The sequence below is a fragment of the Streptomyces sp. NPDC013187 genome, assembly GCF_042899705.1.
Taxonomy (GTDB): domain Bacteria; phylum Actinomycetota; class Actinomycetes; order Streptomycetales; family Streptomycetaceae; genus Streptomyces; species Streptomyces hawaiiensis_A.
The window spans coordinates 130,405-151,984 of sequence record NZ_JBIBAF010000001.1 but is presented as its reverse complement, the minus strand read 5'-3'; the positions used below and the strand labels follow the sequence as shown (position 1 = coordinate 151,984).

At 70.6% G+C, this 21,580-nt stretch carries 15 protein-coding genes and 1 pseudogene; 4 read left to right on the top strand and 12 right to left on the bottom strand.

Annotation, left to right across the window (positions count from 1 at the left end; translation table 11 throughout):
• Positions 1–225 precede the first annotated feature (225 nt).
• The 6 genes from ACFY5B_RS00725 to ACFY5B_RS00700 form a co-directional block, all read right to left on the bottom strand.
• A complete protein-coding gene (locus tag ACFY5B_RS00725; RefSeq protein ID WP_389962538.1) occupies positions 226–1,236 on the bottom strand; it encodes a Yip1 family protein in 1,011 nt (336 codons plus the stop codon).
• Positions 1,237–1,504: 268 nt separating this feature from the next.
• The gene (locus tag ACFY5B_RS00720) at positions 1,505–2,857 is read right to left on the bottom strand and encodes an FG-GAP-like repeat-containing protein (protein ID WP_389962535.1); all 1,353 of its coding nucleotides are present in this window, start codon (positions 2,855–2,857) and stop codon (positions 1,505–1,507) included.
• 17 nt (positions 2,858–2,874) lie between these two features.
• Positions 2,875–4,323 carry an FG-GAP repeat protein gene (locus ACFY5B_RS00715; protein ID WP_389962532.1) on the bottom strand — a complete coding sequence of 483 codons (1,449 nt, stop codon included), beginning with the start codon at positions 4,321–4,323 and terminating at the stop codon, positions 2,875–2,877.
• 67 nt (positions 4,324–4,390) lie between these two features.
• Entirely contained in the window at positions 4,391–5,815 is a 1,425-nt protein-coding gene (locus tag ACFY5B_RS00710) for a hypothetical protein (protein WP_389962529.1), read from the bottom strand.
• A 37-nt stretch (positions 5,816–5,852) separates the two neighbouring features.
• Entirely contained in the window at positions 5,853–7,259 is a 1,407-nt protein-coding gene (locus tag ACFY5B_RS00705; RefSeq protein ID WP_389962526.1) for an FG-GAP repeat protein, read from the bottom strand.
• A 293-nt stretch (positions 7,260–7,552) separates the two neighbouring features.
• A complete protein-coding gene (locus ACFY5B_RS00700; protein WP_389962524.1) occupies positions 7,553–9,076 on the bottom strand; it encodes a VCBS repeat-containing protein in 1,524 nt (507 codons plus the stop codon).
• A gap of 336 nt (positions 9,077–9,412) precedes the next feature.
• Between ACFY5B_RS00700 and ACFY5B_RS00695 the strand changes: the two genes are divergently transcribed.
• Entirely contained in the window at positions 9,413–9,931 is a 519-nt protein-coding gene (locus tag ACFY5B_RS00695; protein WP_389962521.1) for a hypothetical protein, read from the top strand.
• A 217-nt stretch (positions 9,932–10,148) separates the two neighbouring features.
• Here ACFY5B_RS00695 and ACFY5B_RS00690 read toward each other — a convergent pair whose 3' ends face one another.
• The 6 genes and pseudogenes from ACFY5B_RS00690 to ACFY5B_RS00665 form a co-directional block, all read right to left on the bottom strand.
• Entirely contained in the window at positions 10,149–11,441 is a 1,293-nt protein-coding gene (locus ACFY5B_RS00690) for a glycosyltransferase (protein ID WP_389962518.1), read from the bottom strand.
• A gap of 1 nt (position 11,442) precedes the next feature.
• Complete coding sequence (locus ACFY5B_RS00685; protein WP_389962515.1) at positions 11,443–11,607, bottom strand: hypothetical protein; 165 nt, start codon at positions 11,605–11,607, stop codon at positions 11,443–11,445.
• A 126-nt stretch (positions 11,608–11,733) separates the two neighbouring features.
• The gene (locus ACFY5B_RS00680) at positions 11,734–13,005 is read right to left on the bottom strand and encodes a nucleotide sugar dehydrogenase (RefSeq protein ID WP_389962512.1); all 1,272 of its coding nucleotides are present in this window, start codon (positions 13,003–13,005) and stop codon (positions 11,734–11,736) included.
• A gap of 523 nt (positions 13,006–13,528) precedes the next feature.
• A complete protein-coding gene (locus ACFY5B_RS00675; protein WP_389962508.1) occupies positions 13,529–14,329 on the bottom strand; it encodes a DUF1963 domain-containing protein in 801 nt (266 codons plus the stop codon).
• Positions 14,330–14,377: 48 nt separating this feature from the next.
• Positions 14,378–14,713: pseudogene (locus ACFY5B_RS00670) on the bottom strand (UTRA domain-containing protein); the annotation flags it as partial.
• A 622-nt stretch (positions 14,714–15,335) separates the two neighbouring features.
• Positions 15,336–17,663, bottom strand: coding sequence for a (Fe-S)-binding protein (locus tag ACFY5B_RS00665; RefSeq protein ID WP_389962505.1), 2,328 nt, complete (start codon positions 17,661–17,663; stop codon positions 15,336–15,338).
• Between the two features lie 263 nt (positions 17,664–17,926).
• Between ACFY5B_RS00665 and ACFY5B_RS00660 the strand changes: the two genes are divergently transcribed.
• The 3 genes from ACFY5B_RS00660 to grpE all read left to right on the top strand — a co-directional run bounded on the left by ACFY5B_RS00660 (position 17,927) and on the right by grpE (position 21,547).
• A complete protein-coding gene (locus tag ACFY5B_RS00660; protein ID WP_389962502.1) occupies positions 17,927–18,946 on the top strand; it encodes an undecaprenyl/decaprenyl-phosphate alpha-N-acetylglucosaminyl 1-phosphate transferase in 1,020 nt (339 codons plus the stop codon).
• Positions 18,947–19,040: 94 nt separating this feature from the next.
• Complete coding sequence (dnaK, locus tag ACFY5B_RS00655; protein WP_361930579.1) at positions 19,041–20,894, top strand: molecular chaperone DnaK; 1,854 nt, start codon at positions 19,041–19,043, stop codon at positions 20,892–20,894.
• Positions 20,891–21,547, top strand: a complete 657-nt coding sequence (gene grpE / locus ACFY5B_RS00650; protein ID WP_389962498.1) for a nucleotide exchange factor GrpE — start codon at positions 20,891–20,893, stop codon at positions 21,545–21,547. The genes dnaK and grpE overlap by 4 nt, the downstream gene beginning before the upstream one ends.
• The last annotated feature ends 33 nt before the right edge of the window (positions 21,548–21,580 follow it).

The window sequence follows — 21,580 nt, the reverse complement described above, 5'->3', positions numbered from 1 at the left end:
ACTCCCTCATGATGGCAGAAGGGCACAGGTTATTGCGGGGCATGTGAGTAAGACGTTGTTGCCGGGCTGGGGTTCGATCCAAAACAGTCATTGAGTCAAGATTGCCTGAGTGTCGAACCGCCCGTCGTGCGGCGGGCGGGGCAGGTGCTCGACGCCTGACCAGCAGGAAAAGGCAAAAAGAGGGGCTCCCACCGTGGGAGCCCCTCTCTCGTACCTGCGGAGATCTCAGACCGTGCCCAGCTTCACGATCGACAGCAGCGCGATCAGCTGGATCGCCGACGCGCCCAGCGCCTTCGGCCAGGGCAGGTCGTGGGAGCGGCCCACCATGAGGGTCAGCAGGACGCCGCCCGCGACCCACGTGGCCCAGCCGAGCAGCTGGACGAACATCGCGTCGCCGCCCGCGAACATCGCGAAGACCAGGCGGGGCGCGTCCGTGAGGGACATGATCAGCATGGACAGGCCGACCGTGGGCTGCCAGGCGCCGTCGCCGCCGAGCTGGCGGGCCAGGGTGTGGGTGACCACGCCCAGGACGAACGCGCTGAGCACCATCGCGACGGCCGTCGTCAGGACGATCGGCACCGCGTTCGACAGTGTGGCGTTTATCGCATCCTCGCGGGCGCCGTCGAAGCCGAAGACGGCGAGCAGGCCGTAGAGGAACGTGACGACGAGGGCCGGGCCCCACATCGAGTAGTCCCGCATCTGGAGGAACGTCTGGTTGGGGGCGAGGACGATCCCCCTGAGCAGGGCCTTCCAGTGCAGGCGCGGGCCGACCGGGCCGGGCGCCGGGGCCGCCGAGCCGGCGCGGTAGGTGTCGCCCTGGGTGTAGGGGTCGTCGCCGACCGAGAAGGCCTGGGTGTGGCCCGGGTTGTTCGCCGCGTACGGGTCGGCCGGACCCTGCGGGCCGGACGGGTACGCGCCGTCACCGAAGTACTCCGGCTCGCCCTGGCCGCCGTAGCCGCCGCCGTGTGCGGCGTTCGGCTGCGGCCACGTGGGGCCGCCGCCGTTGCCGTACGGCTGCTGCTGCGGGTACGGCTGCGGCGCCGGCGGGGAGCCGTACGACGGTCCCTGCGGCGTCTGCTGCCCGTACGGAGGGTTGTGCGGTCGCGTCTGAGGAGCGCCGTTGTTCCGGCCGCGTCCGATCCTGAATCCAGCCACGTCTTCGAACGTACCTGGTCCCCGGCGGTCGCGTGCCGGGCCCGGGCTTCCGGGCCCGGCTTTGCGGCCGAGCTGTGACATCCCTTAAGGGGAAGGGGCTTTGGGCATCCGTGGGGTGTCGGGGTTCGGCCGTACGGGCCTCGCCCCGGGGCCGCGGGAGTGAGCCCGGCGGATTCGCCCGGCCCCGCCAGAGGCCCCGGCGGATTCGCCCAGCCCCGGCGGAGGCCCGGCGGATTCGCCCAGCCCCGGCGGAGGCCCGGCGGATTCGTCCGGTCCCGGCGGAGGCCCCGGCGGGTTCGTCCGCCCCCGCCGGGCCCCGGCGGATTCGCCCGGGCACACTCCGCCGGTGTCAGTCGGGAAGGGTGCCGCCCAGTTCCGGCAGGGCGATCGCGCCGGTCTTCGTCGGGACCGTGCTCGTGCCGCGCATGAGCAGCGCGCCGCTCGCCGCGCCGATGGCCAGGTCTGCCTTGCCGTCGGCGGTCAGGTCGCGCAGGCGGAGGGTGTAGCCGAAGGCGGTGTGGGAGTCGGCCGGGCCGAGCACCGTCTGGGCGATCCACGAGGAGCGCGCGCCGCTGAGGCCGCCGGAGCCGCCGCGGAAGACGTGGACGCCGCCCTGGTCCTGGTCGCCCGCGACGTCCTCGTGCGGGACGCCGACCGCGAGGTCCGCGTAGCCGTCGCCGTTGGTGTCGGCGGCCGAGATCGCGTAGCCGAAGTCGTCGTCGGCCTCGGGGCTGCCGGAGACGCCGGAGGTGGCCTGGGTGAGGGTGACCGAGGTGCCCGGGCCCGACGACGTGCCGCGCCAGACGGTGACCGCGCCCTTGCCGTTGTCCTTGTCGGGCACGCCGAGGGCGATGTCGCCGTAGCCGTTCTTGTCGAAGTCGCCGATCACAGGGCTCGGGTAGAGGCCCTCCTGCCGGTCGCTGAGGGTCTTGGACGCGCCCGAGGCGAGGCCGGAGGAGGTGCCCTTCAGGTACCAGGCGCGTTCGCGGATCCGGCTGTCGTCGATCTCCGTGCCGATCACCACCAGGTCGGTCTTGCCGTCCCCGTCGACCTTTCCGGCCGCGAGGGCGGTGGAGTACCAGCCGCCGGATTCCTTGTCGATCTTGCTGACCTTGCCGGTGGTGCCCGACTTGGTGAAGGGGCCGCGGTACAGCCACGCCTCCTCGCCGCCGATCAGGGCCAGGTCGGGGGAGCCGTCGCCGGTGAAGTCGCCGGTGGCCAGGTCGCGGCCGAAGTGGCCGGCCGCGCCGCCGAGCGGGGTGATGGTGGTGCCGCCGGACAGGCCGGTCTTGGAGCCCCACAGGACGGTGACCGTGCCGCGGTAGTCGTCGCTGCCCACGTGCTCGAACGGGTTGCCGACGACGAGGTCCGCGTAGCCGTCCTTGTCGAGGTCGGCGCTCGCGAGGGACGCGCCGAACTGGTCGTCCTCCTCGCCGGAGCCGGGGACGCCGGCGCTGTCCTGGTGGAGGAACTTCGGGTGGGCGGTGTCGAGGCCGGTGGTGGTGCCGTGCACGACGGTGATCGTGCCGCCCTCGCGGTCGACGTCGTTGTAGCCGCCGTAGGCGAGGTCGCGGCGGCCGTCGCCGTTGAAGTCGTCGTAGTGCTTGGCCGGTGCCGCCAAGGCGGGGCCGGTGAGGAGCACGGGGGTGACGCCGGTCGCCAGCAGGGCGGCGACCAGGGCGGTCGTGGTGGATCTGCGCATGCCGTCTCCCTGGCCGGTCAGCCGATGAGGTTGGCGCCGAACGCGCCGTACGAGCGGGTCTGGCCGAGGCTGCCGGGGCCGAAGGTGCGGGCGCCGTCGGTGACCGGGCCGGTGGCCGAGCCGCGCAGGGCCGTGATCGCGCCGATTCCCTCGTCCTCGAAACCGGCGGTGATCGTGAACTCGGCGTGGCCGTCCTTGGTGACGTCGGCCAGCAGGGTCTCGGAGCCGAAGTAGTCCGTGGCCTCGGCGGTGCCGGGGACGCCGGCGGTGTTCTGGGTGACGGTGCGGGCGCCGGTGCGGGAGACGCCCGAGGCAGAGCCGTTCATGAGGATCGCGGCGCCGGCGTCCTCGGTGGTGCCGATGTCCTCGAAGCCGACGCCGATGGCGAGGTCGCCGTAGCCGTCGCCGTTGGTGTCGCCGATGGAGACGGAGCCGCCGAAGTTGTCGCGCTCCTCGTCGGCGCCGGGGACGCCCGGGGAGTCCTGGGTGAGGTCGGCCATGGGCGCGTCGCCGTTGACCGGGCCGCCCTCGGAGCCGCGGATGACGACGACCCGGCCGCCGAGGCTGCCGGTGTGGTCGCTGCCCTTGCTGAAGACGTTGCCGACGGCGATCTCGTCGTGGCCGTCGCCGTCGATGTCGCCGAGGGCCAGGGAGGTGCCGCCGTTCAGGGCCCGGGGGGCCGTGGTGTCCGGGCCGGTGGGGGAGCCGAGGTAGGCGACGCCCTTGGACCAGCTGCCCGTCTCGTCGTCGTCGGTGAAGACCCGGTAGGTGAGGACCAGGTCCGACCTGCCGTCGGCGTTGGTGTCGCCCGCCTTCATGGCGTCGACGATCCACGCCGGCTCGGGGGTGGAGATCTTCTGCGTGGTGCCCGTGGTGCCGGTGGTGGTGAACGGGCCGCGGACGATGTGGACGTCGTCGGTGTCGGTGGCGACGGCCAGGTCCTGCGCGCCGTCACCGTCGAAGTCGCCCGCGGTCAGCTGGTTGCCCCAGTTGTTGTGGGCGGAGACGGCCGGGTCCTTGACGGTCGTGCCGTTCCGCAGGCCGTTCGCCGAGCCCCACAGGACGGTGACGGTGCCGCCGTCGCCGTCGGTGCCGTCGCGGTCGCCGGGAGCGCCGACCGCGAGGTCGGTGTAGCCGTCGCCGTTGAGGTCGGCATGGGCGAGCGCGCCGCCGAAGGTGTCCTCGTTGCCGGCGTCACCGGGCACACCGGCGGTGTTCTGGCTGATCACGGTGCGCTTGGCCGGGTCGAGGCCGGTGGCGCCGCCGTAGATGACGGCGACGTAGCCGGCCATGCCCTTGTCGGCGACCTTGGCGTAGGGGGCGGCGAAGGCCACGTCGCCGTAGCCGTCGCCGTTGAAGTCGGCGGTCGGGCCGGCGGCGGGTGCGGCGGTGGCCGCCGTCGCGGGCAGGGCCGTGAGCAGGCCGGTGGTGAGGGCCGTGGCCAGGAGGAGGGTGCGCTTGCGCATCGGGATCCCGTCGGGTCGTCGGTCGTCGGTCGTCGGTCGTCGGTCGTCGGGTCGGAAGTGGTGGTGATCAGGAGGTGAGTGCGGTGCCGTAGCCCGGGGTGCCGGCCGTGGAGATGCCCGTGGTGCCGGGGCCGAAGCTCGTCGAGCCGGTGGCCGTCGGGCCGGTGGCCGTGGCGCGCAGGGACCAGATCGCGCCGTCGCCGGCGTTCTCGCCCGGCGCGGAGACGGTCAGGTCGGCGCGGTGGTCGCCGGTGTGGTCGGTGAGCGTGACGCGCTCGCCGAAGCGGTCGCCCTGCTCCGAGGCGCCGGGCACCCCGGCGGTGTTCTGGCTGTACGACGTGGCGCCCTTGGTGGTCAGGCCGGACGCCGAGCCGTACAGCACGGTGACGGCGCCGGCGGAGCCGTTCTCGCCCGCGGTGCCGATCGCCAGGTCCGCGTAGCCGTCGCCGTTGACGTCGCCGATCGAGACGCCGCTGCCGAAGCGGTCGCCCTTCTCGGCGGCGCCGGGCACCCCGGCGGTGTCCTGGGTGAGGACGAGCGGGGCGCGGCCGCTGTCGCGGCCGTCGGGTCCGCCGTAGACGACGGTGACCTTGCCGCCGAGGGCGCCCTCGGGGTCGGCGGAGGCCTCCCGGTCGTTTCCTACGGCGATGTCGTCGTGGCCGTCGCCGTCGATGTCGCCGACGGCGGAGACGAACCCGGCGGGCAGCTTCTGCAGCCAGTCGGTGTAGTTGCTGATCTTCATGTCGGCGAGGGAGGTGGTGGCGGCGCCGTCGTGCGCGGCGCGGCCGTGCAGGACCACGTGGGGGTGGCCGTCGCCGGTGACGTCGCCGGAGGCGAGGTGGGTGATGCCGTTCGAGGACGACCACCCGGCGCTGCCCGAGCCCGAACCGCCGTTGGAGCCACTCGTCCCGGTGATCGGGCCGTTCACGAGGGAGAGGGTGGTCGGGCCGGTGGAGCCGACCGCGACGTCCACGTCCCCGTCGCCGTCGAAGTCGCCCGCGTCCAGGGCCCGGCCGTAGCGGTCGTAGTCGGTGCTGAAGAAGCTGAACAGCGTACGGGCGCCGGACAGGCCGGACGCCGATCCCCAGACGATGGTGACGGTGCCGTCGTTGTTGTCGCTGTCGTCCTCGCCGGGCGTGCCGATCAGCAGGTCGGCGTAGCCGTCGGTGTTCAGGTCGGCGGAGGCCAGGGCGGAGCCGAACGCGTCGTCGGTCTCGGCGGCACCCGGCATGCCGGCGGTGTTCTGGGTCAGCAGGGTGCGCGTGGAGGTCTTCGGGCCGCTGGTGCTGCCGTAGACCACCGACACGGCACCGGCCTTCGCCTGCCCGGCGACGGTGGCGCCCGGCGCGCCGATCGCGAGATCGGTGCGGCCGTCGCCGTTGAAGTCGTAGGGGGCGGCGGCCGGCGCGGCGTGCGCGGCGGGGGCGGAGAGGGTGAGGGCGAGCGGGGTCAGGGCCGCTGCGAGGACGGCGGCGGTGATACGGGTGCGCATGGGTGCGGGTGCCTCACTGTGGGGAGTCGGCGGGACGTCACTGGGCCACGGCCGAGCCGAGGTTGACGATGCCCTTGAGGGAGAGGGCGCTCGTGGTGATGCCCTGGGCGCCGGTCGTGGTCAGGCCGGACGCGGAACCGCGCAGGGTCCACAGGCCGCCCGTGGAGTTCTCGCCGTGGACGCCGACGACCAGGTCCGCCTTGCCGTCCTTGGTCACGTCGGTCAGGCCGACGGCGGAACCGAAACGGTCGCCCGTCTCGGCGGAGCCGGGCACCCCGGCGGTGTCCTGGGTGTACGACTTCACGCCGCTGTCGGTCTTCAGGCCGGAGGCGGAGCCGAACAGCACGGTCACCGAGCCCGCGTCCGTCGCCGAGCCGACGTCCTCGCCCAGGGCGGAGACCACGACGTCGGCGTACCCGTCGCCGTTGATGTCGCCGGTGCTCACCGCGCTGCCGAAGCCGTCCTCGGCCTCGGCGGCGCCGGGCACGCCCGCGGTGTCCTGGTGGACGACGGTCGGCTGCTGCGCCGGGTCGGGGCCGTTCGGGCCGCCGTACCAGACGGTGATCTGGCCGCCCTTGTGGCCGCCGGGCTTGAGGTCGTACGGGTCGGCGGAGTCGCCGAGGACGAGGTCGCCGTAGCCGTCGCGGTTGATGTCGCCGATGGAGCCGGGATAGCCGTCGGCGTTCGGCAGCTCGGCCATCTTGTGTGTCGTTCCGGTCCAGCGGAAGTAGTTGATCTCGCCGCCGGTGTCGCCGTCCACGTTGAACGGGTAGACGCGCTCGGCCGCGCCGTCGCCGGTCATGTCACCGGCGAACACCTCGAAGGTGGTGCCGACCTCGCCGACGCGGAGGTTGTTCAGCGGGCCGCCGGTGCGGGTGAAGGGGCCGTTGTAGATGCGGGTGTGGCTCTGGCCGGTGAGCGTGACGTCCGTGTCCCCGTCGCCGTCGAAGTCGCCGGTGGCGATGCCCCGGGAGAAGTTGCCGTACTCGGAGAGAGTCGACGGCTGCGGCAGGCCCTTGCCACTGGTCAGGCCCGACTTGCCGCCCCACAGGACGGTGCCGGAGCCGACGCCGTCCCGGTCGCCGACGCTCTCGTTGGAGGCGCCGACGACGAGGTCGGAGTAGCCGTCCCGGTCCAGGTCGCCGGAGGCCAGGGCGGAGCCGAACAGGTCGCCGGACTCGGCGGTGCCGGGCACGCCGGCGGAGTTCTGGGTGATGACGGCCTTGCGGGCGGCCGAGACACCGGACGCCGAGCCGTACAGCACGACGACCGCGCCGGCGCAGGAGGCCGAGCCGACGTCCGCGCAGGCGGCGCCGGCCGCGAGGTCGCGGTATCCGTCGCCGTTGAAGTCCCCGGCGAGACCGGAGGGGGCGGCGGTGGCCGGGGCGGCGGAGAGCAGGCCGGTGGTGAGGGCGGCGGCCAGCAGGAGAGTGCGCTTGCGCAAGGTGGTGCTCCGGATGGGGAGGGGGCCGGGCCGGGAAGGCCCGGCCCCGGAAGGGGTTCGGGGCGGCTCGATCGGTGCGGGTGGCTCCGCCGCCGACCGTGGCTCGGCCGGCCGGGGGTGGTTCCACCTGCGGGGGTGGGGCGTCGGCCGGGGTGCTCCACCCGTGGGGGTGGGGCGTCGGCCGGGGTGCTCCACCCGTGGGGGTGGGGCGTCGGCCGGGGTGGTTCCGCCCACCGGGGGGTGGGGCGTCGGCCGGGGGTGGAGGCACCCGGGAGGCGTTTGCCGGGGGTGGCTCAGTCGGCGAAGTTCGCGCCGAAGTTCGGGTAGCCCGTCGTCGGGACGCCCGAGTCTCCGGGGGAGACGGTGCGCGAACCGGTGGCGGTGATCCTCGTGCCGTTGGACGGCAGGTAGAGGACCGCGCCGTCGCCGTCGTTCTCGAACGAGCCGGCCAGTACGTCGGCGCGGCCGTCACCGGTGACGTCGTCGAGCTTCACGTCGGTGCCGAGGAAGTCGCCCTTCTCGTCCGAGCCGGGGACGCCCGCGGTGCTCTGCGCGAAGGACTGGGCGCCGGTGGAGGTGTTGATGCCCGCGGCCGAGCCGTACAGCACGACGAGCTGGCCGGCGTCGGCGACGGAGCCGATGTCCTCGCCCGCCACCCCGACCACGAGGTCCTGGTAGCCGTCACCGTTCACGTCGCCGAGGTCCAGCTCGTAGCCGAAGTAGTCGTTCTTCTCCGAGCTGCCGGGGACGTTGCCGGTGTTCTGGGTGATGCCGGTGGTGGAGCCGACACCGTCCGCGGCGCCGTAGGTGATCCACACCTTGCCGCCGTCGGAGGCCCCGGGGAAGGTGACCCCGTCGTCGGCCTTGTTCCAGTGCATGCCGGTGACGATGTCGCCGTACCCGTCGCCGTTGACGTCGCCGACGCCGGTGATGACACCGGCCTTCAGCGGCCGGGCGTCGGCGGCGGACAGGCCGGAACTCGTGCCCGGGAGCAGGTAGTTGGTGTTCCAGTACTGGCCGGTGGCGGTCTCGAAGCCGTCGACGACCAGGTCGGTGCGGCGGTCGCCGTTGACATCGCCCGCGGTGATGTTGAGCGGCCCGGAGCCGTCGCCGGATGCCTGGACCGGCGCCTTGACGCTGTACCGCCCCTTGACCGCCGTGCCGGAGGCGCTGATGCCGCCCCTGAGCACGTGCACGACGTTGGAGGTGTTGCCGACGGCCAGGTCCGCCTTGCCGTCGCCGTCGAAGTCGCCGGCGGCCAGGTTCCTGCCCCAGCGGTCGTGCTTGGTGGGGGCCGCGTCCGCGATCGCGACGCCCTTGCCGGTGATGCCCTGGGCCGAGCCCCACAGGACCGCGACGGCGCCGCCGTCCTTGTCGCCGCCGACGTCCTCCATCGGGGAGGAGACGGCGAGGTCGTCGTAGCCGTCGCCGTTGAAGTCGGCGTAGGCGCTGTCGGCGCCGAAGACGTCACCGGTCTCGGCCGTGCCCGGGTTGCCGGCGGTGTCCTGGCTGATCGCGGACCGCTTCGCGGAGGACACTCCGGTCTTCGTGCCGTAGAGGACGACGAGCCGGCCGGCGTCCTTCTTGCCGCTCACGTGGGAGCCGGACGCGGAGAAGGCCACGTCGCCGATGCCGTCGCCGTTGAAGTCGGCCCGCGCGGCGTGCGTGCCGTCCGCGGCCGTCGCCGGGCCGGCCGCGGCCGACAGCAGTGTGCCGGTCAGCGCGGCCGCGGCGGCGGTCGCCAGGGCGAGCCGCACGCGGGGACGCCGGGACGGGTGTGCGGGCCGGCGCCCCGAGGGGCGCTGGTGCTGCTGCATGCGGGTCTCCTGCTGCATGCGGGGGATGCCTGGCGGACATCCACAGTCGATGGAGGGCCGGACCGTCCGCGTTCGCCGGGAGTTGCCCGGAGGTTCACGGCCGGTCGGCGATCAAGAGACCTGCGGGGGGACGTAAGGGTTGTACGTGAGTTCGGTTAATTTCCGGGTTGCCCCGGGCGGGGGCGCGGTGGTCACGCGGCAGCCCGCCCCTTCCGGTACGTCACGGCCACCTGCCTGCCTTTCTGTTCGCCACGGCTTCCTGGCCTTTGCGGTTCGTCACGGCTGTCGGGTAAGAAGGCTGTTCCGTTCGGGCGCCAGGCCTCACACTCGGCTGACGTGGGGGACATCGGACTGTGGATCGCAGGGCTGACAGGCGCCACGGCAGTACTCGCGAGCTGGGTGACCAGTCGCGGCCATACGCGGGCTGCACGGTTACAGGCTGAAGTTTCGGCGGCGGCTCAGGATGAGGCACGTCGGCGGGAAGTCAGGAGGGCGTCATATCTCGCCTTCCTCGAACAGGCTCACCTCATGGGGGTCGAGTATCGCCAGACCCCTTCGATCCTGAGAATCGAGGACCTGGGGTTGCGCCGAACGCGCATCGAAGAACACCGAGCGCGCCTGCGAGAGGTTTTCGGGCCTTTCCGCCACACCGGCCAAGTCGCCACCCTGCATGCCCGGAGCGGCGAGGTCGTAGAGGCGTGTGATCGCGTCTTCACCGCGTGCAGAACGGTCTATATGGCACTGGGCGACATAGCGGACGGTGTCACGGAGTCAGCAGTGTTCTACACGAGCCTCGCCCACTACTGGACCGCTGTCGACGACTTCGGGAAGGCCGTACGCCTCGAAGAGGCATGAACCCAGCGGGAAGCGGTCATCTGTAGTGCTCCGACACCCACTGCGAGTTTCGGCTACCTCACCTCCGACGCGGACAGCAGGCCCGTCACCGTGACCCACAGTCCCGTGGCGGACCGGCACGTTCGGAGTGGCCGTCACAGGTTCACCCTGTTCTCGGCTGCCCGCACCGGGGACGATGGCACGCCAACCGCGTATCGGTGCTGCCGGCAGTGCTTGATCACGTCCCTTCGGTGACCGGTACCTGCACGTTCACCTTGCGGGTGCCCCAGTGGGTGGTACGGGCCTGGGTGAGTGCCCAGTACATGGCAGGGCGGACTATGAGCAGGTTCAGCAAGGTGACGAGGGGCGTGAGGAAGATCCAGGCGACGATCTTCTGGCGAGCCGACAGCTCGGGGCGAAGTGCTGCGTACATTCCGGTCTGGGCGTAGGTCATGATCAGCCAGTAGCCGAGCCCCTGGAGGAACAGCAGTTCGTGGTCGGTGTGGTAGGGCAGCACGAACAGAACCCACACGTAGAGGATCGGCATCGTGGCGGTGACGACCAAACCGTAAAGCCGGAAGAACAAGGGAGCAGCCGAGAAGTTGGTGAGCTCCCAGCCGACGTAGCGCCAGTACGACTTGAACCATCGCACGCGCTGGGTGAACAGCTCGTTGAAGTCGGTGGGCATGCTGCTGTAGACCCACGCCTCGTTCACGGCGACCACCTGGCCCCGCTGGAGCGCGTAGTGAGTCAGACGCCGGTCGTCTCCCGCTGTCCCGGAGGCGACGTAGTCGTCCAGGTTCTCCAGGACGAGCTCCTTGCGGTAGACGGCGAGGATGCCGGAGGTGGGGGCGACCGCGCCCACCTGCGAGCGGGCCATCCTGGTGACCAGACACCAGGTGACGATTTCTAGGTCGATCACGCGGGTGAGCAGGTTGTGGGTGTAGTTGGATACCAGCGTCAGACCGGTGCAGGCCTGGACACGGACGTCCGACATGGCTTTCAGGCAGTGCCACAGCCCCATCCGGTGGACGACCGAATCGGAGTCCACGGTCATGATGAGGTCGTACGTCGACGGATCGACGGTGCGCAGCACGTTCGCCTGTGCCTCCCGTTTACCGGCGTTGTCCTGGCGGTGCCAGGTGACCAGCGGATGATCGAAGGGGACCACAGGGATCCTGGAACCGTCATCGACGACGTGAATCGCGTCGGGCGGGCGCACCTGGTTGATGAGCGCCCACACGGTCTTGTGCAGAGCCTCGGCCGGTTCGTTGTACGCAGGGACGATGGCCAGGACCCGGCCCTCATGGGCGGGCAGGTGGGTGAAGCTTCGGCCCTTGACCACCGCGGCCAGCGAGTAGATGAGGACGGCGGTGACGGCGCAGTAGAAGACCAGTGCGGTCCCCCAGGGCTGGGTACTCCAGTAGAAGTGGTAGATGAGGGTCCAGGCGGTGGCCGCCAGAGTGGCGGCCACACAGACCCAGGTCTGCCACGGTGCCCGACGGCCCCGCTTGGACGTGCGGTTGAGCATGTCAGGCACGCCCTCGCTGGCGTCGGGTGACAGCCCGGTAGGTGAAGGCGCCCACCAGGACGAGTGTCACCGCGACGGCCAGGATCCAGTTGAGCGAGACGCTGGCGCCGAACAGTGTGAAGGCTCCTACGCCGGTTCTGGCGAGTGCTCCGTCGTCGTAACCCATGTCGTTTTCCTTTCGGTGTTTCAGGCAGCACGAAGCAGCCCGGTGGGTGTGTGAGGTGAAGGCCGTACGTGCCCCGCGCGCCCGGCGCACGGCCGCAGGTGTGGCGGGTCGGCTGTGCCGGGTCCCTCAGAGGAGCTCGATGTGGGGGGACGCTGTCATCACGCCTCGGGTGTCCAGCACGTAGCTCGCCTCCGCCGCGAGCCGTTCGAGGTCGAACTCGCCGTGTGGGGTGAGCAGTACGACCGCGTCGAAGTCGGCGACGCACGTACCCGTCCCGAAGTCTTCTGCTTCTGCGGCGAAGGGGATGGTCCGGCTGCCGCCGTCGGGCAGATAGGGGTCCACGACGGTGACGTCCGCCCCCATCCGCCGCAGTCGGTCGGTGACTTCGACGGCCGGTGACTGACGGGCGTCCGAGGTGCCCGGCTTGTAGGCCGCCCCGAGCGCGAGGATCCGCGCCCCGTGCACGCTCCGCCGGAACCGCCGGCTCAGGGCGTCCTGGAGGCGGCGTACGACGTAGTCCGGCTGGCTCTCGTTGATGTCCTGGGCCAGCTCGATGAGCCGGAAGGTCTGCCCGTGCCGCGCCTTGACGTGGTGGCTGAGGTAGACCGGGTCGATGGGCAGGCAGTGCCCGCCGACCCCGGGACCGGGCAGGAACTTGGTGAACCCGAAGGGCTTGGTCGCGGCCAGTTCCAGCGTGTGCCAGACGTCCGCGCCCAGCGTGTGCGCCATCCGTGACAGCTCGTTGACCAGCGCGATGTTGACGTGCCGGTAGGTGTTCTCGAACACCTTGGCCAGCTCGGCCTCCTCGAGCCCCGAGGCGGGCACGGTGACGTCGGTGACGGTGTCGTAGAAGGCCTTCACGCGCTCCAGGCAGCCCTCGGTCAGCCCGGCGACGATCTTCGGCGTGTTCTCCAGGTGCCAGTCGGGGTTGCCGGGATCGATGCGCTCGGGGCTGAACCCGACGTGGAAGTCCCGTCCGGCGACGAGGCCGGAGCCCTCCTCCAGCAGCGGGACGAGGACGTCACGCGTGGTGCCGGGGTGGGTCGTCGACTCGAGTACGACGGTGGCCCCCGGCTCGACCCACCCGGCGAGCGCACGGCCGGCGGCCCGGACGCAACTCAGGTCCGGGGCACGGTCGGTGAGCGGCGTGGGCACGGTGATGACGGCGACGTCGAACCCCTTGAGGTCCTGCGGGTCGGAGGTCGCGTAGTAGGCGTCCGAGTCGAGCACCGCCCGGAGCCGCTCGTCGCCGATGTCCTCGACGTACGACGACCCGGCGGCCAGGGCCGCGCAACGCGCCCGGTCGGGCTCATAGCCGGTGACGGTGTGCCCGGCCTCGGCGGCCCTCACGGCGAGGGGCAGGCCGACATAGCCCTGCCCCAGCACACATACGTGCATGGTGGATTCCTCACCCCTGAAGTACGGCCGTCTGTTCCTGAGGCAGGCGGCCGTGGCGTGGTAGTGCGTGAGAAGCGGCGTGGGAACGGCATCACCGCCGCGTCACCGGTCTGCCGAGCCCCCTTGCCCGACCGTGCGCAAAGCGCAACCGGCGATCTTCACGAACCCCCCTCATTTGTGGACCTTCATGGTTCAACGAAAATTCGCTGAACGGAACCCTCTTTACTGTTTCGATACGTGTGAAGTGCGTGATGAGGGGCTGCTGTTGAGGGGTGACGCTCGGTCAATTGCCTGTCGGCAACCTTGAGCAGGGCTTTTTGATCTTCACATTCCGAACCGGCGTGGCTCCACGAACGGAGTCCGGCAAGTGCATTCGCGAATATCGCGCGCCCCCGAGTGCGCCCCCCGTACCACCGCATCGCACGGCTGAGGCGTGGTTGCCGCACGGCTACCGCACGGCTGCCAGTTACCCGCGGTCAGCCCAGGTGGCGGCACGGCCCCCTGGAGTCCGCCGCGCGTCGCATCAACCGCAGATGACCCGGGCTTCTGCCCGGGCGAAGTCGCCGGCTGCGAGTGCCTCGGCCGGGATGGTGAAGTACAGCGTTCCGGCGTCGCCCCAGCCCCACCCCAGCTCGGCGTCCTCGGCGAGCTGGAGCAGATGGACGGCCGCCGTGCCGTCGGCGTCCCTGGACGACACGGGCAGCGTGTGCGAGGTGTCGGGCCAGCCGAAGGCGCAGTGGCCGCCCGCGGTGTTGCCGTCGAGATCCGCCATCGCGGTGAGGAACAACGAGGCCACTCCCCAGTGCTCGTCCCGGTCGAACTCCAGGTCGCCGTCCTCGACGTCCCAGCAGTCCGGGAGCATGGTCACCTCGACCGCGTGGACGGGCATCACCGGGTAACTCCGAGCAGGCCGGGGGGCGGTGACGGCGACCGCCCGTGCCGGATCGGCGGGAATGACGCGCCACACCCCGGGCTGGTACACGTCCAGCTTGCGGTACTCCTCGTAGGGCAGGTCCGGATCCAGGTAGAAGAAGTTCAGCAGGCCCGGCCGCACGGGCAGTTCGGCGCCCAGCCAGGGAGCGAGGGCGTCCGTGTCCAGAACGGCGTGCAGGGACAGCGGAACGCCGCTCAGTTCGGGCCAGACGGCCCCGGGCTCGAGCAGAGCGGGACCGCCGAGCCGGCACCGGCCTGTCGCCTCGGCCCCGTCCTGAGCCGGGACCAGCCGGAAGCCGCGACGGGCCATGGCGGCGAACTGCCGACCGGCCTTCTCGCCGAGTCGCTGCGTGCACACGTCGTGGAGGCTGCCGGAATCGTCGAACTGCATACCGGGATCTTGCCAACCTCGCGACAGCCCCGCCACGGCTGAAGAAGGTCACTCCACCACGAACTCGTACTGCAACTCGTAGAGATGCCCGGCCTTCACCATCGATGTCGCCTCGATCGGGCGGCCGTCGGCGGTGTAGACGACGCGGAGCGTGCACAGGACCGGCAGGCTGCCGGGAAGGCGCAGGGCCTCGAACTGTTCCTGCGTGGGGACCCGGGCCGAGACCCGGTCCACGCAGTGGTGGGGTGTGTGGCCCGGTTGCCGGAGCAGGGTTGCGGGGCCGCCCTCGATGCGGTGATGCTCCGCCAGCGGCGTATCGAGGGCGATGTCCGACGGGTAGCCGGAGTGCACGAGTTCCGCCGGTTCGTCGTCGATCAGCAGCAGTCAGCTGCGGCTAGGAGCACGCATCCCCCGAGTGCACCCTCGCCACCCGATGACCCGGGCAGGGGGCGTGGACGTCCGACGAGCCCTGGTCCCAAGGCACCGGCTTATCCGTGTGCCTCATGACCGACTGACCTCTACCCTGCACCGGGGCGGCTGAGCAGGGGGGAGCGGCGATGAGCATGTACTTCGATATCGGTGACGAGACGCTGTAGAACCCCTCGAACGGTGCAGGCCGCCTCTTCCTGCGGCAGGTCGAGGTCTTCGAGGCGGAGCTCGAGGCGCTCTCCGAAGGGTTCGTGGCGACGGCGGTCGCGCTCGCGCGGTGCGCCGGAATCGAGGTGGAGATGCCGCCGCCGGGGATCGGCCCTGTGGCTGGCGCAGTTCAGACCGACATGCAGGTTCCCGGCCGTCCGCGGACCGCGTCAGCCGCTGTCCTCACCGCGCTGGACACCAGGGGGCGAGAGGTGGAGCGCTGGATGTCCCGCTGAGACGGGGAGGCACCGCAGTCTTCCGGACTCGTCGCCTTGCCGTCCTCCCCGCTGAACCGCAGGGAACGCCGAAGCCCCCCGCCCGATCATCGGGCAGGGGGCTTCGACAGGGTCGGACGACCAGCGGTGATCGCCTACTTCACCGGCTCCGGCTCCGGCGCGCTCGTAGAGTCCGACGTGCCCGCCGGCGGCTCGCCGCCGGCGTCGTTCGAGTCGTCGCTCTCGTCCTCCGCCGGGACCGGCGTCTTCACCGAGTCCAGCAGCAGCTGGGCCACGTCCACCACCTGGATGGACTCCTTCGCCTTGCCGTCGTTCTTCTTGCCGTTGACGGAGTCCGTGAGCATGACCAGGCAGAAGGGGCAGGCCGTCGAGACGATGTCGGGGTTGACGGAGAGGGCCTCGTCGACGCGCTCGTTGTTGATGCGCTTGCCGATGCGCTCCTCCATCCACATCCGCGCACCACCGGCGCCGCAGCAGAAGCCGCGCTCCTTGTGGCGGTGCATCTCCTCGTTGCGGATGCCGGGGACGCTGGCGATGATCTCGCGCGGCGGCGTGTAGATCTTGTTGTGGCGGCCCAGGTAGCACGGGTCGTGGTACGTGATGATGCCCTCGACCGGCGTGACCGGGATCAGCTTGCCCTCGTCGACGAGGTGCTGCAGCAGCTGCGTGTGGTGGATGACCTCGTAGTCGCCGCCGAGCTGCGGGTACTCGTTGCCGAGCGTGTTGAGGCAGTGCGGGCAGGTGGCGACGATCTTCTTGGCGGACTTGGGCTTCGCCGACTCGGCGACGACCTTGCCCTCGTCGTCCATCTCCTCGCCGAACGCCATGTTCAGCGCCATGACGTTCTCCATGCCGAGCTCCTGGAACAGGGGCTCGTTGCCGAGACGCCGGGCGGAGTCACCGGTGCACTTCTCGTCGCCGCCCATGATCGCGAACTTGACGCCCGCGATGTGCAGCAGCTCCGCGAAGGCCTTCGTGGTCTTCTTCGCGCGGTCCTCCAGGGCGCCGGCGCAGCCGACCCAGTAGAGGTACTCGACCTCGGACAGGTCCTCGATGTCCTTGCCGACGACCGGGACCTCGAAGTCGACCTCCTTGAGCCACTCCAGGCGCTGCTTCTTCGCCAGGCCCCAGGGGTTGCCCTTCTTCTCCAGGTTCTTGAGCATCGTGCCCGCCTCCGACGGGAACGACGACTCGATCATCACCTGGTAGCGGCGCATGTCGACGATGTGGTCGACGTGCTCGATGTCCACCGGGCACTGCTCGACGCAGGCGCCGCAGGTGGTGCAGGACCACAGGACGTCCGGGTCGATGACGCCGTTCTCCTCGGCCGTGCCGACCAGCGGGCGCTCGGCTTCCGCGAGGGCGGACGCGGGCACACCGGCCAGCTGCTCCTCCGACGCCTTCTCCTCGCCCTCCATCGTCTTGCCGCCGCCGGCCAGCAGGTACGGCGCCTTGGCGTGCGCGTGGTCCCGCAGGGACATGATCAGCAGCTTGGGGGAGAGGGGCTTGCCCGTGTTCCAGGCGGGGCACTGCGACTGGCAGCGGCCGCACTCGGTGCAGGTGGAGAAGTCCAGCAGGCCCTTCCACGAGTACTGCTCGACCTGGGAGACGCCGAAGACGTCGTCGTCGCCCGGGTCGGTGAAGTCGATCGGCTTGCCGCCCGAGGTCATCGGCTGGAGCGCGCCGAGGGCCGTGCCGCCGCTCGCCTCGCGCTTGAACCAGATGTTGGGGAAGGCGAGGAACCGGTGCCAGGCGACACCCATGTTGGTGTTGAGCGACACCACGATCATCCAGATGAACGAGGTGCCGATCTTGATCATCGCGACCAGGTAGACCAGGTTCTGCAGCGCCGTCACCGACAGGCCCTTGAAGGCCAGGACCAGCGGGTACGACGCGAAGTACGACGCCTCGTAGTGGTCGACGTGGTGCAGCGCGCCCTCAAGGCCCCGCAGCACGTAGATCGCCAGGCCGATGGTGAGGATGACGTACTCGACGAAGTAGGCCTGGCCGGCCTTGGAGCCGGCGAAGCGGGACTTGCGGCCCGGGCGGCTCGGCAGGTTCAGCAGGCGGATCGCGATGAGCACCGCGATGCCCAGGATCGTCATCACGCCGATGAACTCGATGTACAGCTCGAACGGCAGGAACGTACCGATGACCGGCAGCACCCAGTCGGCCTGGAACAGCTGGCCGAAGGCCTGGGCGAGGGTCGGCGGGAGCGTCAGGAAGCCGACGGCGACGAACCAGTGGGCGACACCGACGATGCCCCACCGGTTCATGCGCGTGTGGCCGAGGAACTCCTTCACCAGGGTCACGCTGCGCTGGTAGGGGTTGTCGGTCCGGGTGCCGGCCGGGACCGGCTGGCCCAGCTTGAAGTACCGGACGAACTGGCCGATCGCGCGTGCGAGCAGCGCGACGCCGACCACGGTCAGAACCAGCGACACGATGATCGCGGCGAGTTGCATGGGGGCTCCTCGGGCCTGCGAGGGGTTTCGTCGGGTGACCTGTCGTTTTCCAGGGTTCCCCGAAATTACTAAGCGGTAACTTATGCAGTCCGTCTGAGACTACCCTCATCCTCCGCCGCACTGTAGCCGGGTGGGCAGTGATCTGAATCGCTGAGGGTTGCCTCAGAAACCGACTGGATCCGGTCGCCGTCCCGTCGCGATCCCGACGCCATCTCCTCGTGTTATTCATACCGAATTGTCATAATCGCGCCTACCTTATATCCGTGCTCTACGGGATCACCGCCGCCGCCACCGCCCTAGTCCTCACCGCTGTGCTCGCCGCCGCCCTGCGGGCCCCCGCGCTGCGGCTGCGGCTGGTCGAGCGGCGCCGGCAGCGGGACGTGCCGCTGTCCGGGGGCCTGGCCGTCGTGCTCGTCACCGGGCTGGTCGTGGGGGGCGGTGACTGGCTGGGGGTCGCGCCCTCCGCCGGCGGGACGCGGGGGGTGCTCCTCGCCGCGGGCGCCGTCGCCCTGCTCGGGCTCGCCGGTGACGTGGTGCGGCTGCGGCGGCGGGTGCTGGCGGCCGGGACGGCCGTGGCGGCCGCGTGTGTCGTGCCGTACGGGGAGACGGGGGTGGGGACCGGGCTGCTGGCCGTCGTGTGGATCGTGGCGGTGGTGTTCGGGTTCCGGGGGCTCGATCACGCCGACGGGCTGGCGGGCACCGTCGGGGTGGTCGCCGCCTTCGGTGCGGCGGCCTGTGCGGCCGTCGAGGTGATGGACGGGATCGCGGGGCTGATGAGCGTGCTGGCCGCCGCGCTGACCGGCTTCCTTCTCCACAACTGGCATCCCGCGCGGGTGGCGCTGGGCGGTTGCGGGTCCATGGCCGCGGGGTTCGTGGTCGCCGTGGGGACCGTGTACGCCCGGGCAGGGTTCGGGGTCGGGGAGAGCGCGGGTGTCCTGTTCGCGCTGACCGCCGTGGTGGCCGCCGATGTCGTCCTCGTGCTGGCGTCGCGGCGGCTGGGCGGGCGGAGTGTCACGCGCAGCGGGCCCGACCATCTCGCGCACCGGCTGCGGCGGCTCGGGCTGACCGCGCCGGGGGCGAGTCTGCTGCTGGGAACCGGGGCGTTGTCCGGGATGCTCGTCGGGGTACTCGCGCATGCCGAATGGATCGGGGCGGGCGCCCTGTGGTGGGTGGCGGGAGGGGCGCTCGTGGTGGTGTTCACTCTCTCGCGTGTACCGGTGTACGACCCTCGACGCAGTGTATCGACGCAGGTCAGAGCGCCATTGCGTGTAAGGAACGGATAAGAGTTGAGCCTGCCCGACTCAGCTCTGTTGACCGGTGGGGAGCCGTCGTGCACACTTGAGTCCGTTCCACTCAAGTCAGCTGGAGGAATCAACCATGGCACGTGCGGTCGGCATCGACCTGGGCACGACTAACTCCGTCGTCAGCGTTCTGGAGGGCGGCGAGCCCACCGTCATCACCAACGCCGAGGGCGCCAGGACCACGCCGTCCGTCGTCGCCTTCGCCAAGAACGGTGAGGTGCTCGTCGGAGAGGTGGCCAAGCGCCAGGCGGTCACGAACGTGGACCGGACCATCCGCTCCGTGAAGCGTCACATGGGCACCGACTGGAAGATCGAGCTCGACGGGAAGCCCTTCAACCCGCAGCAGATCAGCGCCTTCGTGCTCCAGAAGCTGAAGCGTGACGCCGAGTCCTACCTGGGCGAGAAGGTGACCGACGCGGTCATCACCGTCCCGGCGTACTTCAACGACTCCGAGCGCCAGGCCACCAAGGAGGCCGGCGAGATCGCCGGTCTGAACGTCCTGCGCATCGTCAACGAGCCCACCGCGGCCGCCCTGGCGTACGGCCTCGACAAGGACGACCAGACCATCCTGGTCTTCGACCTCGGTGGCGGTACGTTCGACGTCTCGCTGCTGGAGATCGGCGACGGCGTCGTCGAGGTGAAGGCCACCAACGGTGACAACCACCTCGGTGGTGACGACTGGGACCAGCGCGTCGTCGACTACCTCGTCCAGCAGTTCCAGTCCGGCCACGGCGTGGACCTGGGCAAGGACAAGATGGCCCTGCAGCGTCTGCGCGAGGCCGCCGAGAAGGCGAAGATCGAGCTGTCCTCGTCCACCGAGACCTCGATCAACCTGCCCTACATCACCGCCTCCGCCGAGGGCCCCCTGCACCTCGACGAGAAGCTGACCCGCGCCCAGTTCCAGCAGCTGACCGCGGACCTCCTGGAGCGCTGCAAGACGCCGTTCCACAACGTCATCAAGGACGCCGGCATCTCCATCAGCGAGATCGACCACGTCGTCCTCGTCGGCGGCTCGACCCGTATGCCCGCCGTCGCCGAGCTCGTCAAGGAGCTGACCGGCGGCAAGGACGCCAACAAGGGCGTCAACCCGGACGAGGTCGTCGCCATCGGCGCCGCCCTGCAGGCCGGTGTCCTCAAGGGCGAGGTCAAGGACGTCCTGCTCCTCGACGTCACCCCGCTGTCCCTCGGCATCGAGACCAAGGGCGGCATCATGACCAAGCTCATCGAGCGGAACACGACGATCCCGACCAAGCGGTCCGAGATCTTCACCACCGCCGAGGACAACCAGCCCTCCGTGCAGATCCAGGTCTACCAGGGCGAGCGCGAGATCGCGGCGTACAACAAGAAGCTCGGGATGTTCGAGCTGACCGGTCTGCCCCCGGCGCCCCGCGGCGTCCCGCAGATCGAGGTGTCCTTCGACATCGACGCCAACGGCATCATGCACGTCACGGCGAAGGACCTCGGCACCGGCAAGGAGCAGAAGATGACCGTCACCGGCGGCTCCTCGCTGCCGAAGGACGAGGTCGACCGCATGCGCCAGGAGGCCGAGCAGTACGCGGAGGAGGACCACAAGCGCCGCGAGGCCGCCGAGTCCCGCAACCAGGGCGAGCAGCTCGTCTACCAGACCGAGAAGTTCCTCAAGGACAACGAGGACAAGGTCCCGGGCGACATCAAGACCGAGGTCGAGGAAGCCGTCGCCGAGCTGAAGGAGAAGCTCAAGGGCGAGGACTCCGCCGAGATCCGCACCGCCACGGAGAAGGTCGCGGCCGTCTCCCAGAAGCTCGGCCAGGCCATGTACGCGGACGCGGGCGCGGCCCAGGCCGCCGGTGGTCCCGCCGGTGACGCCGGTGCCGCCGGTGGTGCCAAGGCCGACGACGACGTCGTCGACGCCGAGATCGTCGACGAGGACCGGAAGGACGGTGCCGCGTGACGGAGGAGACCCCGGGCTTCGACGAGCAGCAGCCCGACGTCCCTTCCGGCGCCACCTCCGAAGACGCCGAGCCGAAGGCCGCCTCCTCCTCCGCGGAGGAGGAGGCGGCCCCGGCCGGGGACACGGGCCAGGACGTGGCTCTGGTGGCCCAGCTGGACCAGGCCCGCACGGCGCTCAGCGAGCGCACGGCGGACCTCCAGCGCCTCCAGGCCGAGTTCCAGAACTACCGCCGCCGGGTCGAGCGCGACCGGATCGCGGTCAAGGAGATCGCCATCGCGAACCTCCTGACCGAGCTCCTGCCCGTGCTCGACGACATCGGCCGCGCGCGGGAACACGGCGAGCTGGTCGGCGGCTTCAAGTCCGTCGCCGAGTCGCTGGAGAGCACCGCGGCGAAGATGGGCCTGCAGCAGTTCGGCAAGGAGGGCGAGCCCTTCGACCCGACGATCCACGAAGCCCTGATGCACAGCTACGCACCCGACGTCACCGAGACGACGTGCGTCGCGATCCTGCAGCCCGGGTACCGGATCGGCGAGCGCACCATCCGCCCCGCGCGGGTGGCCGTGGCCGAACCCCAGCCGGGGGCGCAGACGGTCAAGGCGGACGAGTCCGCCGACGCCGACGACAAGGAGAGCGGTGGCCCGGACGAGGGCTGACGTCATAGACGAAGGGAAGGAGGGGCGTCGAGG

Bases quoted from the DNA above. Each gene is read 5' to 3' on its own strand.
- ACFY5B_RS00690 (WP_389962518.1), bottom strand. From the start codon at position 11,441: ATGCTCAACCGCACGTCCAAGCGGGGCCGTCGGGCACCGTGGCAGACC.
- ACFY5B_RS00710 (WP_389962529.1), bottom strand. From the start codon at position 5,815: ATGCGCACCCGTATCACCGCCGCCGTCCTCGCAGCGGCCCTGACCCCG.
- ACFY5B_RS00720 (WP_389962535.1), bottom strand. From the start codon at position 2,857: ATGCGCAGATCCACCACGACCGCCCTGGTCGCCGCCCTGCTGGCGACC.
- ACFY5B_RS00700 (WP_389962524.1), bottom strand. From the start codon at position 9,076: ATGCAGCAGCACCAGCGCCCCTCGGGGCGCCGGCCCGCACACCCGTCC.
- ACFY5B_RS00680 (WP_389962512.1), bottom strand. From the start codon at position 13,005: ATGCACGTATGTGTGCTGGGGCAGGGCTATGTCGGCCTGCCCCTCGCC.
- ACFY5B_RS00715 (WP_389962532.1), bottom strand. From the start codon at position 4,323: ATGCGCAAGCGCACCCTCCTCCTGGCCACGGCCCTCACCACCGGCCTG.
- ACFY5B_RS00685 (WP_389962515.1), bottom strand. From the start codon at position 11,607: ATGGGTTACGACGACGGAGCACTCGCCAGAACCGGCGTAGGAGCCTTC.
- ACFY5B_RS00725 (WP_389962538.1), bottom strand. From the start codon at position 1,236: ATGTCACAGCTCGGCCGCAAAGCCGGGCCCGGAAGCCCGGGCCCGGCA.
- dnaK (WP_361930579.1), top strand. From the start codon at position 19,041: ATGGCACGTGCGGTCGGCATCGACCTGGGCACGACTAACTCCGTCGTC.
- ACFY5B_RS00665 (WP_389962505.1), bottom strand. From the start codon at position 17,663: ATGCAACTCGCCGCGATCATCGTGTCGCTGGTTCTGACCGTGGTCGGC.
- ACFY5B_RS00675 (WP_389962508.1), bottom strand. From the start codon at position 14,329: ATGCAGTTCGACGATTCCGGCAGCCTCCACGACGTGTGCACGCAGCGA.